A 14,977-nucleotide genomic window follows, 5' to 3' on the forward strand; every position below is an offset into this window, starting at 1 on the left:
GGCCCGTGCCCACTGCCTACCCCATTTCCGTGAGGGGCATGATCTCCCGCTCGCAGGGGGCATGAGGGTCATCTTCCAGCAATGAGCGCAACCGGACGAGCACGCTGTGCTGCTGTTCGTCGAGGCGAGCAGTGGCAAGCCTCTGGTCTATCGCGTTGAGGAGGTCGAAGGTGTCCGACTCAGACATGACCCAAGCGGCCTTGCTCGGCATGGCGTCCCTCCACGGCTAAGCTTCTGTGCCGGTCAGATGAGAAGTCGATCGCTATACCGCAAGAGCGAACTCTTCATGACACAGCCCGTCTGCTCCAATCGGTCAGGTGAGGACTCCAAGCCGTGACAGCCACGCGCGGCACATGCCGGGCCACATCGTCTCAGGTGTGTCGGGGCGCCCCATCCCGAAGCCGTGACCACCAGTTCTGAACTGGTGACGCTCGACGGGCACATCGGCGCTCAGGCAGGCGGCCTCCAAAATTCGCGTATGGGCCGGTTTGCAGATCGGATCATCGTCAGCTTCCACGAGGAACATTGGCGGGCAACCTCGGTGGACGTGCGTCTCGATCGACCACTCGTCGCGTGCCTGCAGGCTGGGATGGTCCCCGATAAGTTCATGGCAGGTCGAGGTGCGGTCGAGCGGCGGCTCCAGTGTGACGACTGGATAGATCAGGGCGGTAAAGTCGGGCCGAGCAGACTGCTCATCGATCTGGTCGATGGCGGAATACGCGTGGAAATCAGCGCGCGCCGATGCCAGTCCGACGAGATGACCTCCTGCCGAAAATCCCATGACTCCCATACGCTTCGGGTCGAGATGTGATGCCTCGGCCATGGATCGCATCATGCGGATGGCCCGCTGGGCATCCTGCAAGGGCGCCAGAGGACCATTGTGCCAGCCCTCGCGCGGCAGGCGGTAGATGAGCACGAAGGCGGTCACCCCCTGATCTGTCAGCCACCTCGCCGCGGGATGTGCCTCGTTGGCCGTGTCGATGTACGTGTAGCCACCGCCGCCCGCGACGAGCACGGCGGCGCCATTCGGCTGGCTGGGTGTGACAACCTCAAGGAAGGGGCTGCCGACATTCGTGACCGTTCCCACCGCACTCACGCGAACAGGTCCGGTAGGGCCACCGCCACCGGGAGGCTCGCTCGGCCAAAGCTGCACGCGATGCGGCGGCTCGTGTGCCGAGACCCGGTTGGTGAACGCGGTAGCCGCAGCAGCCATTATGAAGGTTCGGCGATCGAGCATGGTGATCTCGTCTGAGGGCGCGCACCTCTTCAGCGGAGATCAGTGACGCGCTCGCGAACCAGATAACCACCTTCAAGCGGCCTTGGATCGAGACCGTAGCGTCAGTACCGACGAATTCGACGGACCCTTCAGCCCTGAGGGAGCGGCAGCCACAACGCCGGTGTGAGGCGTCAGTTTGCAGCCCGGTGAGCGAGCCATTCCCGCAGTTTCGTCCAACGACGTTTCGTCTGCCCGCTTCGCACAGCCATGCCAATGGCCTTTCGTTGGCCGATCAGCACCACAAGCTGCTTGCCCCGTGTCACGCCCGTGTAGAGCAGGTTGCGCGCCAGCATATTGAAGTGCTGCGTCACGATGGGGATCACCACGGCCGGGTACTCGGAGCCCTGGCTCTTGTGGATCGTGGTGGCAAAGGCAGGCACCAGCGTGTCGAGTTCGCCGAACGGGTAGATCACCTCGCGGCCGTCGAAGGTGACGATCACCGCCTCCTCCTCGTCATCGATGCCGGTCACCATGCCGAGATCGCCGTTGAACACCTCCCGGTCGTAGTCGTTCTGCGTCTCCATCACCCGGTCGCCCGGCGCAAAGCGCCAGCCGAAGCGTTCAACCTGAGCCGGCGGGTTCGGGTTGAGAACGCGCTGGAGTTCGTGGTTGAGGTTGCGGGAGCCCAGCGAGCCCCGCAGCATCGGGGTGAGCACCTGTACGTCGCGCACAGGGTCGAGACCGAAGGTCCGCGGGATGCGGTTCGTGACCACCTCGATCAGCTTGGCGACGCCGACCTCGGGATCGTCGATCTCGATCAGGTAGAAGTCGGCCTTCTCGCCCGGACGGGGCTTCTCAGGCATCTGACCGTGGTTGATCCGATGCGCGTTGACGATAATCCGGCTCTCGGCTGCCTGCCGGAACACCTCGGTTAGCCGCGCTACGGGCACGCGCTCGGACGCGATCACGTCGGCCAGGACCTGCCCTGGCCCAACCGAGGGTAGCTGATCCACGTCGCCGACGAGCAGTAGCCCGGATCGCTGCGGCACCGCCTTCAGCAGCGCGTTCATCAGCGGCACGTCCACCATCGAGGTCTCGTCGATGACGAGGAGATCGCAATCGAGCGGGTTCTCCTCGTTGCGCGTGAAGCCGCCGTGCTTCGGATCAATCTCCAGCAGCCGGTGGATGGTCTTGGCCGCCAGCCCCGTCTGCTCGGTCATGCGCTTGGCCGCGCGACCCGTGGAGGCGGCGAGCAGCACGTGCACGCCTTTTGCCTTCAGGATGCGCAGCACCGAGTCGAGGGTGCTGGTCTTGCCCACGCCCGGTCCGCCCGTGATGACGCAGAGCTTCGAGCCGAGCATCAGCCGCACGGCCTCGACCTGTGAGGGCGAGAGTGTCTTGCCGGTCTTCTGCTCGACCCAAGGCCGCGCCTTGTCGAGGTCGATCTCGGGCCAGGGCGGCGTGCCAGCGGCTCGCTCAATCAGCCGCTCGGCAATGATGCGCTCGGACGCGTGCAGCCCTTTGAGAAAGACGCAGGTCTCGCCGTCCACCATGTCGGCGACCACCTCCTCGCCGCGCAACTCCAACGCAATGGCGACGCGGATCAGGTCCGCATCGACCTCCAAGAGCTTCTGCGCGAGCACGGCGAGACGCTCGGTGGGCAAGCCGCAATGGCCCTCGTCCATGGCGGTCTGGAGTGCGAAGGAGACGCCGGCCCGCAGCCGCTGCGGTGCCTCCTTCTCCAGTCCGAGCTTCATCGCGATGGCATCCGCCGTGCGAAAGCCGATGCCGCGAATATCACGGGCGAGCCGGTACGGGTCGTCGGTCATGACCTTGATCGACTCGTGGCCGTAGGTCTTGAAGATGCGCACGGCCCTCGCGGTGCCGACGCCGTGCGCGTGCAGGAAGATCATGATTTCCCGCACCGCCTTCTGCTCGGCCCAGCCGCGCACGATGCGCTCGGCGCGTTTCGGGCCGATGCCGCCAACCTCCTTCAGCCGCTCAGGTTCGGCCTCGATGATCTCGAAAGTGTTCTCGCCAAACAGCGCGACGATCCGCTTAGCCATCGCAGGACCTATGCCGCGCATGTAGCCGGAGGCGAGGTACTTCTCGATGCCCTCAATTCCGGTCGGCGGCGTGGCCTTGAGGGTGTCCGCCTTGAATTGGAGGCCGTGCTGACGGTCTGAGAACCAGATTCCGGTCGCGGTGATCCACTCGCCCGCACCGATGGCCGGCGCATGGCCGATTACCGGAACGAGGTCGCGTTTGCCGCGCGTCTGTACCTTCAACACACAGAAACCGGTCTCGGCATTGTGGAAGGTGACGCGCTCGACCGTGCCCGCCAGCGTCTCAACGGGCGTCCCGCGTTCAAACTGGCCCGGATTGGCCCTCTGGCTCATCTCACCTGCTCAGCCCGTTTCGGGTGCCTCGGCCGGAGTCGCTTAACGCCACGTTAGACGCACGACGATCCAGCCGCTCACTGCGTCACCAGAAGATTGTTCGATTTTTGTTCGCCGTAACGCAAGGGCACGGGACGCCTGTACGAATGTCGGTTTTGCGGTGACGATGAACGCGACTGCGATTCTCGCTGCTCCCATACTTCAGATCACGGAGGCCATCGGATCCAAGCGGAGTCGCGAGGAAGCTCACCCTCTTCGTCAAGGAGCGCCTCGAGACTGCGATGCTACAACGCCATGGCGTCATAGCATTGTGTAGTTAGGTGCCGTCGAGCGGCACGCTCACGACGGACTGCTTCTCCGCTCGCCTCGGACCTTGCGCTTCTACGTGCGCACGGTGACCTGAGGCCCGTCAGGCACCGGCGTGGAGAGACCAAGTCGCCATGCGATCTCAGGGCCTGACCCGTCCCCAATGAGATCCGCTAGCGTGTAGCGATCAAGCACGGCCGGAGAAGCGCGGCTGTGATCGAAAGCGTGAGCATGATCGATGCGAAGCTACAAGATTATGATCCGAGGTTTTTACGCCAAGGTCATTCCTCAAGAACAAAAACGGTCCGCTACAACTCGGCATTTTGAACTCGGCCGAGAACTGTAAGTTATATTTCCGCTTATAGGGAGAACGGCTATGCGCTTCCAAATGCTTCTACCCGTGCTGGGACTGCTGACGTTGGGCGCTTGCAAGGACGAGGCTCCAAAAAAGACGGAGCCCGGGAACGCGCCGCCGGCCACGACCCCCTCCCCTGCCCCGCCGGTGGCACCGAATACGGCTCCGGTTACCCCCACCAACCCGGCGCCGGGCACACCGCCGGCACCACGCTAATTCGACGAGCAGCGGGCGAAATCACATCGGCCAAGCCGGACCCCCGTGACCGTGTGCTCGGACTCCGTCCGATGCGAGGTGAATGGGGGACGGCATGGATCGCCATCGCGCCGGCGCTCAGCTCGCCTCAATAGGGTGGAGCTTGACGGCCTTTCCGATGCGCTGGCACAGCGGGGCGATGGATCCGGTCATCCCACCCGCTGTCATGTTCGGCCTCGCGCGTGACATCCTCCGCAAGGAAATGGGCCAGCGCATCGAGCGCCGTCGCGAGATTGGGCGCGACACGCCCGACGGCGTCCGACTTACGAGTGAAATTTCCACACTGGTGCAGCTCGGGCAGAGCTTGGATGAGACAACCGCCAAGCAGATCATTGCGGCGGGGCGCGCAGCCGTTGAGGCAAGGCTCGCTCCTCCGCGTATGCCGCGCTGCGATGCTTCGGATCTTTACGCTCAATTCCCCGATCTCCTTCCTGAGGATGCCCAGGTTTGGGTGGGCCCGGGTTGGCGAGCGATCCTCACTGAGGCCTTTGATGCCCTGAAAGGCCGTCCCGTCGTCGTGCACATGGCACGCGAGGATCGAGCTGGCCTTCGGCTGGTTGTAGGATCGGTCGGGGATTGGAAGGAGCCCGACTTTGATCTGGCCGCCGCGGTGGCAGATCGGACGTGGGCTCGCTCTTTGAAGATCTGTGAGACGTGTGGCGCACCCGCAGCAAATGGTTCTTGGTCGCGGTACCGCACGCGTTGTGCCGATCACGCAGAGGAACGATAGGGCCCGTTGCTCTGTCGAGCCTAATCGAGCAATTCCAGGGCGCACGGTACCCCGACTGTGCGTCGGTTCAGGCTGAGCTAGTGGTCAAAATCTGACGCTTGGTACCCGTGGCGAGGGGCCGCTTGCGACTCTGAGGAGCCGTTCGAGATGACATCCGGCTCGGGCTGCTGAGGGAGGCTTAGCGGACCTTCACGGGAATCTTGGCAGCGATGGCAGGTGAGCGTGGCTGTTCCAATGGGTTCCTAGACCTCATGCGACGAGTCGTTTCAGAACGCTGGGCCATTCATTTGGAATGGGTTGGGCGGCTGCTCGGAACGTTCCGCATGGGCAAGCCCTATTGGAACGGCTTGGAAGAGCTGGGCGACTTTGACCTGCGTTAAGGTCGATTGTAGGAGGCCGCTCGGACAGCCGAAGGGTGCGGGCCATGGATGAGACTGCTCTCAACGTCGCGACCCAATACGTCACTGAGGCCGAGCAGCGCCGGGCGCAGCAGATCAGCCTGATCGCCAAGCTGCTCGGCGAGGAGCAGGCGCAAGCCCGGCAGGTCTTGACCGAGATCGAGCGGACGCTTGCGATTGCCCGCACCCATCAGGCGCTCCTCCTCAGCTTCGCGGACGAGCCATGACGGGGCCGGCGCTCGCTCCAGCTACGGCCCATTGAGGCAAGCCCTATTGGACCGCAGTGTACGTCCGACGTAATCGCCTAGGGGCGGGGTCAAGGGGCGAGTTCGGGCCTCATCGCGCGCGCTCGCGCGAGTAAAACCCTCATTTGATGGCGTGAACTTCCCGAAAAACGTTGCCAAGATTGCCTATACATAAAAATATTGCAGGAATTTTTCATTTATAATCTATGTTATGTAACTACTTCCGCAGACGTTATGTTGATCGATTATCGCCAGCGTATCGATCCAGGTGCTGGTGGCTGGGAGACATACGCGCTTCCGCCTGCAGACTAAGGGGAAGCGGCGATGACCTCGGCTTCCGACATCCACTCCAAGACCGTGCTCGTCCGCAAGCTGGAGAGCATCGCGACCTTCTCGGACGAAGAGCGGCAGGCCATCCTGAGCCTGCCGTCCCAGACTCGCGTTCTCAAGCCCGGCCAGGACATCGTGCGCGATGGCGATACGCCCTCGCAGTGCTGCCTCATCCTCGATGGCTGGGCCTACCGCTACAAGGTCCTGGGCGAGGGGCGGCGCCAGATCTTCTCCTTCCACATCGCGGGCGACATCCCCGACCTGCAGAGCTTACATCTGCACACCATGGATCACACCCTTGCCACGGTCACTGAAGCGACCGTGGCCTTCATCCCGCACCAGAGCATGCGTGAGTTGACGATGCGCTATCCTAGCGTCGGGGCGGTGCTCTGGCGTGACACGCTGGTCGATGCGGCCATCTTTCGGGAGTGGATGATCGGCATCGGCCGGAAGTCAGCCTTTGGGCGGATCGCGCACCTGTTCTGCGAGATGTACCTCAAGCTCGAATCGGTCGGCCTTGCCAGTGATCACCGCTGCCCATTGCCGATGACGCAAGTCGACATTGGCGATGCGCTTGGCCTGTCGAACGTGCACGTCAACCGCGTGCTGCAGGAGCTGCGAGGCAAGGGCCTGATCACGCTGCGCAGCAACACCCTGGTGATCCATGCGTGGGATGAAATGATCCAGGCCTCGGAGTTTGATCCTACGTACCTGCATTTTGAGCAACGGGCTGCAGGATGAGCCTGCACCTACAGCGTGTGCGCGTGGCGACGACCAGCCCCGACACCGAGAGCCGCCTCGTCTTTGCGGACGATTTCCTCGTGGCTGTGTTGGTCCAACTCTCGGACGATCACGAGGATGATGCCGGAATGTGGTTCCTGGAGGTGGGCTTCGGTCGCCTGGATCATCCGATGCCGCCCAAGTTCGCGAACCTCGACGAGGCGCAAGATTGGATCGAGCAGCGGCTGGCCGGCAATCAGGCAAGCAGCACAGCGATCCCCGCTCTATGACGCAGGCCTCGGATCATGGTTTAGTATGCGGGGGGGGTAGACGGAGGCCGCGATTATGGTCGGGTGGCTCGCAAACCTCACCCTCGACGAGGTGGACCGCCGCCTCGCACAGGGCGAAGCACACAGCACGGCGCTGGCCGCCGCCATCATCGGCCTCACCGAGGCCGGACATGATGTGACCGAGACTGAGACGATGCTGGGGGACATCAAGAACATCGTGGCGACCCTCCGCCGCCAGCGATGGGCGATCCCGGCTAGGGCAAGGAAGCCGTGAGCAGATCAGCCGCACCACGCCCTGCAGTCGAACGTGCTTTGCTGCGGACCATGCGGCGCACGCTCGTGGAGGGGCACCGGTACCAGTTCCTCATCCTAGAGGTCCTTGCCTCTCGCCGCTCCCACGGCGATGGCTACACGAGTGCTCCATAACGCCCAATGCGCGAAGGCCCGCTCCCGAGTGCGATGCGGTCCATCGGGGCTGCTTGGCTGAATACCGGCTCCCCACCCTTTGCGGACCTCGCGACTGGGTACTTACGCGTCAGATTTCGCCCACTAGGGCCCTACCTCGGCCAAGCCGGAGTGGCACGCAGCTTGCCCCGCGACAGCGTTGTGCGTCCGTCCTGAGCCATCGGAAGCTGCTGCGCGCTGTCAATCCGCGTCACGCACAAACCTTCCGAGTGACGCCACAACACCGCGAACCGGTGATGCTGTAGCATTGTGGTTGGAAGCCGCGGTGCTGCGATCCTGGTAGAAACCTACGAAGGGCGAGCGTGTCGTTCTTCCACGCCACAACCTCTAGGCAAGCCCCCCAGCTCGCTCCCTGCTGCACATTTCCCGATGCGACCGCGCAGACGCTCCAGACGCCGGAAGCGCCCTGCGCCCGTGGACTCGCATTAGGTGTCGGTCACGATGCGGATCAGGATCGGCCGACCTGAGACACAGGCCGCTTGTTACGAAGGCGTTTGCCGATGCGCTCCAAGTCAACGACCATTCGCTCGTGCGTTCCCTCGCCGATCTTCTCCGCCTCGTCCCATGCCACCACGCGGAATTTGATGCAGCGCCCATCAACTCCGACTACCTCGGCCTCGGCCCGCACCCGATGGCCAACCGGCGTCGCCGCCAGATGGCTGATCTCGACCTTCGTCCCGACTGCGCTCTCTCCAGGGTCAAGGAACTCGCGAATGGCATTCAGGGCGGCGTTCTCCATGGCAAGGACCATCATCGGCGTGGCGAAGACGGGCGGAAGCGTCGAATCCTTGAACTGGTTCGCCAGATGCTGCGGCCCTACCAACAACGTGAAGCTGCCCTTCGCGCCCAACGAGATATCTCGCATCTCAGATCTCCGAACACATCATCGAGTATCAAGGTCGGCCGTCGTCATCGCCGCGCGAGCTCGCCATACAAGCCGGCGGCAACATGGATGATACGTGCAAGGCGAACTCGCCCAGCGCGCCTCCGCGCCGATGTCCCTCATTCGTGCGGTCGAAACGATCTGCTGCGCTTCGATAAAGGCTCCGGAAGAAGCGGCTCTCAGCACCGGCTGCAGATCGCCTTTGCGGCTTGCGTGCCCGCATTCAGGAGACGCCCCATGAGAGCGTCACGGTCAGTCACCTGGGGCGTTGCTGGAGCGGGCGATCCCGCTGGCGCGACGGGCGGACCTGCCGCGATAACAGGCGTCGGCGAGGTTGCGGCAGCATCGCTTTCCTTGAGACTCCGAGCTGACGCGGAGGCAGGCGGGTTCAGCGAGCTGAGTTGTTCTGCCTGCCACTTGGACCGAGCCAGGGCAGATTGCTGGAGCGCGGCGAGCGGATTCACACCAACGCCCGATCCAAATTGGCTAGCCAGGCTCGCGTTGTCCCCTTCTACGACGACCTGTGTGCTCGCGACCCCTTCCGCTCGCACGAGCGCAAAGAGCGTTGCGGCCTGTCGCGGGGCCAGACGGACGCAGCCGTGCGACGCGGGACGGCCAAGCTGGCGCGCGTGATTTGTCCCATGGATCGCGTGCCCATCGGGGGTGAAGAAGATCGCGTAGGGCATGGGAGCGTTGTCCCACTCCTTCGAGAAGTGGGTCCGCTCCATCCGAAGTGGTCGGAATGACCCGCTTGGCGTGTCGTAGCCTGCCGCACCGCTCGAGATAGGCCAGGCGTGGCGCTGCTGACCGTTGACGGAAACCGACATGCGCTGGTTCGCCTTGTCGATGCTGATCAGCACGTCGGCCGAAGCCGAGAGTGGCGGCGCGATCCAGAGCCACAGGCTCGGCATCAGGGCAATTGAGAGCGCACGCATGGGAGACCTTCGACACGGCGGTTCGATGCAGGGTAGCTGTGCCATTGCAACGAGCAAGTGGCGGCTGGGTAGCCGGAAAGCGCGGTCCGTGCGCAGGCGCGCCGTTCTGAAACCGATCCGTGCTGGCGCTCCCTCGTCCGAGGTGGACTCTCACTTGCGATGACCGCTCAACCCTTCAGGCCCACCGACAACGCTCTACCATGACAGTGCTACCGCATTGCGGAGCTGCCCCGCTACGCTGTTGCAGCGGCGCCGCATGGTGGAACTACGTGGTGGCACCGCTATCGCGCTGTCCCGCGATCCTGCTAATCCAGGCCAGCGGGGCAGACCACACATGCGCACTATCACTCTCGTCACTCAGAAGGGCGGAACCGGGAAGACGACCCTGGCCGCCTCATTAGCCGTCGCCGCTGCTCAAGCCGGCGAGATGGTCATCGCGCTCGATCTCGATCCACAGGGCTCGCTCGCAGCTTGGGGCGACAGCCGTGTGGCTGAGACCATCGCCGTAGACCGGCTCGCGACCGACCGCATCGGGCAGCTTCCTGCCATCATGGCGGCGCTGAAGTGCAAGGGCTTCACCGTCGCGGTCCTCGACACACCGGGTGCCGCCTCGACCGGCGTCAACCTGGCGATGCAGGCCGCCGATCTCGCCCTAATACCGGCACGTCCCTCACGCCTTGACCTGCAGGCGACGCTCCCGACCATCGAGGCCCTCGTGCGCTTGGAGATGCGGGACCGCTTCGCCTTCGTGCTGAACCAGTGTCCCGCAATCCGCAGTTCGCGCGCGGTGGAAGCCGCCAATGGCCTGAGCAGCTTCGGCGTGCTGGCCGAGCCGACGGTGACCCAGCGCGTGGATCATCAAGATGCGCTGGCATCTGGCCAAGGCGTCACGGAGTACGCGTCGGGCAGCAAGGCGGCCGAGGAGATCCGGTCGCTTTGGGCCTGGGCGGACGACAGGATGAAAGGCACATGATCGTGAGCAAGCGCCCCTCGGTGATCGGCGGCCTCAAGCTGCCGGGCTCGGACGCACGTGCGCTGGCGGCGGATGGTGCGCCTGAGCAGTCGGATGCGGCTCCGAATCCGAAGCCTGCGGGCCGTGTCCGGCCGGAGGTGGTCCATACCTCGGTGTACCTGCCGCGCGAGGTGCATCGGCGGCTACGCGAGATCGCGTTCACGCGCGACTGCAAGGTGCATGACGTGATCATGGAAGGGATTGACGCAGCCCTGCAGAAGCATGGGCATCCCTCCGTCGATACGATCAAGGGCGACCAGAGATCGAAGCAATAATACAATAGCACTGCTACGCTGGCACGCTTCCATGCTATAGTGCTGCGGTGCTAAAGCGGTTTTTTACTGAAACGCGTCGATCTCGCCTGACAACTGCGTTTTGAGCTACCAAGTTGCTGTGCCACTTTCAACAGCCTTGCACGACGTAGGACACCGCGATTGGTGCACACCCCAGATGGCGATAGCAGGGGAGGGAGAAACTTGCATCGGCACTGACTGTCCCGTCGGCACGTTGATCTGGCGCAGCGTAAGCATCACTTGCTCCGCGCTCGGCCTCCGTCTTCGCTTCATCTCCAAATCTTCTGGTCTGGCTAATCCTCGCGATCAGCTTAGCGCAAAACGAGTCGGTCAGGTCATCTTTACAATCATGCTTGTCGATCTAATTTGATCGGACACAAATCATCTGCATACTAGATATTCATCAGCTCGCCATCTTCGAGCAAATGCTGCATAACATTGACAGCTTCCAAGAAATCTTGAGTAAGCTTGCCAGTGGATTCCAGCAAAACAAGTATAGCGAACAACCGCCTGGCGGTCTTTGACATAGGCCGCCAATTATTTTCAGTCGGAGCCAGCATCCACGCGCGGGCCGTTTTGATCGGCACGCCCATAGCGTCGGCTAAGGCTTTCGATGAGCCACGCACTGTACCGGCATTGAGGCGAACAGCGACGCGCTTAATCATCGCGCGATCCACGCTCGCCTGCTTGCTTAGGACACCCGGTGTCACTATCTTCGTCTCCACGCCCTGGATCTGACTCTCTGTGTCCCATCGTAGGGGTGCCAGTCAAGCTATCAGCAGCCGTGCAGGACCATGCCCAAGCTCGCCCCCCTACCGAAGGACACCATCGCTCTCCCAGAGTCCGCCCGCGTCGTCGCTACTGAGATGGCCACCGGGGCCGGCTACAACACAGGGGCGGTGGCCTGGATCGTCGGCCGCGGTCGCCGCCGCAAGCCGAGCCCGAACCGAGCCATGATCCGCGCTAGGCATGGCCGCCTCCGCCGCTGGTTCCGCAAGCACAGCCGCGCGCACGATGATCTGGTAGCGATCTCCTCGACAGTCGCCGCGTGCGGCCAGCGCCGGCTGCGCCACCGCTGCAGGCACCCGGCTTGCCCGCGATGCGCCCACGCCCTCCAGCGCCTGCTCGTGCAGGTCGTACACCGCTGCCGAGTTCGCTATCCGAGCGAGGCTTGGGTGACCATGTCGATCATCCTACCGGTTTTGGAGCCGGCTGGAGCAATCGATTTCGTGGCAGAGCGGGAACGGTACGCGGCACTGTTGCGAGCGTCTGGCATTACCCTCGGCGTATTCGGCCTCGATCTGAGCTTCAATGAGGACGACCGCCGGGCGCTGCCGGCAGCTGAGCGGTTCGCGCCGCACGCCTGTGTGCACCTTTTCGGCTTGGCCCTCGCGGCGGAGATGGCTGCGGCCGAGCCTGAGCTAAAGCGGCGGCTCCCGGCGACGGACGTGATTCGCCGACCGGTCCGCATCAAATCCTGGGACGGTGGGCTGACGGCCATCGCCTATGCGCACAAACCCGAATTCCAGCGGCGTCAGACGATCCTGAAGTTCGACAAACGGCGGGGGAAGTCGGTGCGCACCACGCGCAACCGCCCCCTGACGGTCGAACAGCAGATCCGTGCGGTTCGGGCGCTCGACCGAGCTGGGCTAACGGGGCGGATCATCCTGGTCGGCCTGGACTTCAAGATTACCAACCTGGGGAGACTGCAACTCGTCCCAGCAACCTGAGGGAGGCGCCCTAACGACTTCACCGAGATCGAAGCCCGCGTAAGCCCATGGTTCCATGACAACGAGAAGGAGACCCGTTCTCGACATTGAAGCCCCTGCAACCCCGGCACGAGCCCTTTTTGAGGTGCGGTGTCGATCACCCCACGAAGGAGAAGCGCCGCGGTCACGGTAACCGCGAGCTCATCGATCCCACAAGGCCGGCTTCTGCGAGGCGCAGGCTTGACCATCAGAAAGGAAGCGGAACCGGGAGGCCTCTCCCGTAGTCGAACCCCATCCCGCCGCCGTGAGGCAGCACGCTACCCCTGACCTCAAGGAGAACCTACGCGGACGCGGCGACCGCATCGCTCGCCGTCCCCGGCATCATGCTCTGCGAGCGCAGTGCCGCCCTGACCATGAGGACGTATCGCCCAGCCGCGGATGAGCCGGTCACAACGCACACGTCAGCCCTGGCACGGGGCTCCTCGAGAAATGTGCCGCCAGCAGCGAGAAGGAGTGTCAACTCGAAAATGATGTGAACTGCAACACGCTCATTCACGGTCAAACCTACAGCGTGCTCAGCGAGCGTGCCGGCCGTGCCGGGCGTGCCAGCCCGCGAAACCTCACCGTAGCGCCGTCCGGCACGACCGGCACGGCGCACCCAGGAGATGAGCTATGCCCGGACGCAGCCTTATGAAGATCGAGTCGGCAGACCATCGCCGACGCACCATAAACGTCGATTGGACTACCCAGCCTGAGCCAGTACCGAACGTGCTCAAGATCGCGCATGTCGCGGACGAGGCGACGGGGAACGCACACGACCGATTCCGTGCGCCTACCATGCTGGGCGGGACCGTTGACTTCGACGTGCCCCACGAACGCTCTGAGTCCGCAAAGCAGGTCCTTGCCGAGGGGCGCAAGAAGGGCGCGAACCTTTCGGGTGCGGACTTGCCCGCGATAGAGAAGGCCATCGCCGACCCGCCCGACCACTTCATCTGCCACGCCGCGCGCAACGGCTGGTACGGGCTGGAGCGGCGAGCCTTCGTCCGCTCAACCGGCGTCGTCGGCCACATCGGCGGCCTCCAGCGTCTGCAACCGCCCCGGCCGAAGGATGGGGAAGCCGTCCTGATCACCTTCCGCAAGGCCGGGACGGTTCAGGGATGGATCGACGAGGTCGCGATGCCAGCCCGCTTCTCCTCGCGAGCCATTCTCGTGATCGCGGCGACCTTCGCGGCCCCCCTCCTGCGCATCCTCCGGTTCCCGTCGTTCGGCTTCAACCTGTTCGGGGCGAACAAGTCCGGCAAGTCCACGATTACGACGGTGGCGGGCTCAATCATCGGCCTGCCCAACGAGGCCGCCCTGCCCAACCTCAACACCACCACGGCCGGCCTGCTGCAACTTGCGGGGGTGTTCAACGACATCGGCCTCCCGCTCAACGAAATGGCGCTGCTCGGCCCCAAGGCCTACGAGCAGCTCGGGCCGGCGATCTACGCCCTCGGCGAGAGCCGGGATCGCACCCGCCACAAGGCCTCAACCTTCGCAAGCGACATCGAGCAGTCGAGCTTTTCGACAATCTTCTTCTTCAACTCGGAGAGGTCCATCGACGAGCTGGCCCGCCAGATCGGCCGCGAGCGCCCGGGCGGGGAGAAAGCACGTTGTCTTGACGTCCCTGCCCTTCAGGGCGGACGCCGGACGGTGTTTGACTGCCGCCCAGGCGGTGTCAGCGAGAAAGACTTCCATCGCTGGGCGCTCGGGCAGATGGTCAAGCTGCGCAAGGGCTGCCAAGCCAACCACGGCGTCGTGTTCGACGCCTACCTTGAGCGGCTGATCGCGTTGGGTGACGAGGTAGAAGTCCGAGCGCGGCAGTACGCCGACGCGTTCGTGCATTCCTTGGACTTGCAGGATGCCGAGAGCGAGATCGAGCACGCCGCCAAGTGCTTCGGCGTGATCTACGCGGGGGCGCGGATCGCGATGGACGTCGGCATCCTGCCGAGGCCGTGGCGCCCGCTCAACGTCCGCCGGGCGATCACCCGCTGCTTCCAGGAGGCGCAGCGGACGGCCCGGCTCGGCGATCCCGTGCTGCGGAAGGCGAAGGAGCAGCTTCACGCTCGCCTCCTCCACCTCAATCTGCCGCGGCGGGACAGCGTCCAACCGGGCGTTGATCTCGGCTACCGCTGGCAAGATGGCGATGGCGAGCACGTGACGATACAGGCGACGCAGTTCTCGTCGTGGTTCGAGAAACGGGAACTCACGGCCATCCTGACGTGGCTCGACCAGACCGGGGCGCTTCGCAAGGCCAACCCCGAGAACATCCCCAACGGCAGCGGTCACGATTGGGCGGTGTCGTGGCCGCGGTGGACGAAGGGGGGCAAGAAGGTCCGCTCGATCACTTTCCGCCTTCCGAACTGAACGCCAGCGGGCGAATCGCTGACGGTCCGC

At 63.9% G+C, this 14,977-nt stretch carries 15 protein-coding genes and 1 pseudogene; 9 read left to right on the top strand and 7 right to left on the bottom strand.

Annotated elements, in window-relative coordinates; all coding sequences use genetic code 11:
- Positions 1–16: 16 nt before the first annotated feature.
- From F6X53_RS19965 to F6X53_RS34035, 4 genes and pseudogenes are all read right to left on the bottom strand, one after another.
- On the bottom strand, positions 17–211 hold the full coding sequence (locus F6X53_RS19965; RefSeq protein ID WP_151001947.1) for a hypothetical protein: 195 nt from the start codon (positions 209–211) through the stop codon (positions 17–19).
- A gap of 102 nt (positions 212–313) precedes the next feature.
- A complete protein-coding gene (locus tag F6X53_RS19970) occupies positions 314–1,237 on the bottom strand; it encodes an alpha/beta hydrolase (RefSeq protein ID WP_151001948.1) in 924 nt (307 codons plus the stop codon).
- Positions 1,238–1,407: 170 nt separating this feature from the next.
- Positions 1,408–3,615 (bottom strand): SF1B family DNA helicase RecD2, encoded by a 2,208-nt coding sequence (gene recD2 / locus F6X53_RS19975; RefSeq protein ID WP_151001949.1) that lies wholly within the window; start codon positions 3,613–3,615, stop codon positions 1,408–1,410.
- A gap of 381 nt (positions 3,616–3,996) precedes the next feature.
- A pseudogene (locus F6X53_RS34035) lies at positions 3,997–4,119 on the bottom strand (Rrf2 family transcriptional regulator); the annotation flags it as partial.
- 515 nt (positions 4,120–4,634) lie between these two features.
- Between F6X53_RS34035 and F6X53_RS19990 the strand changes: the two are divergent.
- From F6X53_RS19990 to F6X53_RS20010, 5 genes are all read left to right on the top strand, one after another.
- A complete protein-coding gene (locus F6X53_RS19990; protein WP_210386396.1) occupies positions 4,635–5,261 on the top strand; it encodes a hypothetical protein in 627 nt (208 codons plus the stop codon).
- Positions 5,262–5,685: 424 nt separating this feature from the next.
- Positions 5,686–5,886 (top strand): hypothetical protein, encoded by a 201-nt coding sequence (locus F6X53_RS19995; RefSeq protein WP_151001952.1) that lies wholly within the window; start codon positions 5,686–5,688, stop codon positions 5,884–5,886.
- A gap of 342 nt (positions 5,887–6,228) precedes the next feature.
- Complete coding sequence (locus F6X53_RS20000) at positions 6,229–6,975, top strand: Crp/Fnr family transcriptional regulator (RefSeq protein WP_151001953.1); 747 nt, start codon at positions 6,229–6,231, stop codon at positions 6,973–6,975.
- Entirely contained in the window at positions 6,972–7,244 is a 273-nt protein-coding gene (locus F6X53_RS20005) for a hypothetical protein (protein WP_151001954.1), read from the top strand. Before F6X53_RS20000 ends, F6X53_RS20005 begins: the two co-directional genes overlap by 4 nt.
- Positions 7,245–7,299: 55 nt before the next feature.
- Positions 7,300–7,518 (top strand): hypothetical protein, encoded by a 219-nt coding sequence (locus tag F6X53_RS20010; RefSeq protein WP_238296845.1) that lies wholly within the window; start codon positions 7,300–7,302, stop codon positions 7,516–7,518.
- A 639-nt stretch (positions 7,519–8,157) separates the two neighbouring features.
- On the opposite strand, the gene F6X53_RS20015 is transcribed toward F6X53_RS20010, so the two are convergent.
- Together F6X53_RS20015 and F6X53_RS20020 are read right to left on the bottom strand one after the other, a co-directional pair.
- Positions 8,158–8,574: a thioesterase family protein gene (locus F6X53_RS20015; RefSeq protein WP_151001955.1), complete on the bottom strand. Its 417-nt coding sequence runs from the start codon at positions 8,572–8,574 to the stop codon at positions 8,158–8,160.
- 197 nt (positions 8,575–8,771) lie between these two features.
- Positions 8,772–9,527: a L,D-transpeptidase gene (locus tag F6X53_RS20020; protein WP_151001956.1), complete on the bottom strand. Its 756-nt coding sequence runs from the start codon at positions 9,525–9,527 to the stop codon at positions 8,772–8,774.
- Positions 9,528–9,861: 334 nt separating this feature from the next.
- On the opposite strand from F6X53_RS20020, the gene F6X53_RS20025 reads away from it, so the two are divergent.
- Both F6X53_RS20025 and F6X53_RS20030 read left to right on the top strand, forming a co-directional pair.
- The gene (locus F6X53_RS20025) at positions 9,862–10,500 is read left to right on the top strand and encodes a nucleotide-binding protein (protein ID WP_151001996.1); all 639 of its coding nucleotides are present in this window, start codon (positions 9,862–9,864) and stop codon (positions 10,498–10,500) included.
- Entirely contained in the window at positions 10,497–10,814 is a 318-nt protein-coding gene (locus F6X53_RS20030; RefSeq protein WP_151001957.1) for a Hint domain-containing protein, read from the top strand. Before F6X53_RS20025 ends, F6X53_RS20030 begins: the two co-directional genes overlap by 4 nt.
- A 410-nt stretch (positions 10,815–11,224) precedes the next feature.
- Here F6X53_RS20030 and F6X53_RS20035 read toward each other — a convergent pair whose 3' ends face one another.
- A complete protein-coding gene (locus tag F6X53_RS20035; protein WP_151001958.1) occupies positions 11,225–11,497 on the bottom strand; it encodes a hypothetical protein in 273 nt (90 codons plus the stop codon).
- Between the two features lie 129 nt (positions 11,498–11,626).
- Here F6X53_RS20035 and F6X53_RS20040 point away from each other — a divergent pair, with 129 nt between their 5' ends.
- Both F6X53_RS20040 and F6X53_RS20045 read left to right on the top strand, forming a co-directional pair.
- Positions 11,627–12,562 carry a hypothetical protein gene (locus F6X53_RS20040; protein ID WP_151001959.1) on the top strand — a complete coding sequence of 312 codons (936 nt, stop codon included), beginning with the start codon at positions 11,627–11,629 and terminating at the stop codon, positions 12,560–12,562.
- Positions 12,563–13,231: 669 nt separating this feature from the next.
- On the top strand, positions 13,232–14,947 hold the full coding sequence (locus tag F6X53_RS20045) for a DUF927 domain-containing protein (RefSeq protein ID WP_191970917.1): 1,716 nt from the start codon (positions 13,232–13,234) through the stop codon (positions 14,945–14,947).
- Positions 14,948–14,977: the final 30 nt, after the last annotated feature.

The sequence above is a fragment of the Methylobacterium soli genome, assembly GCF_008806385.1.
GTDB lineage: Bacteria > Pseudomonadota > Alphaproteobacteria > Rhizobiales > Beijerinckiaceae > Methylobacterium > Methylobacterium soli.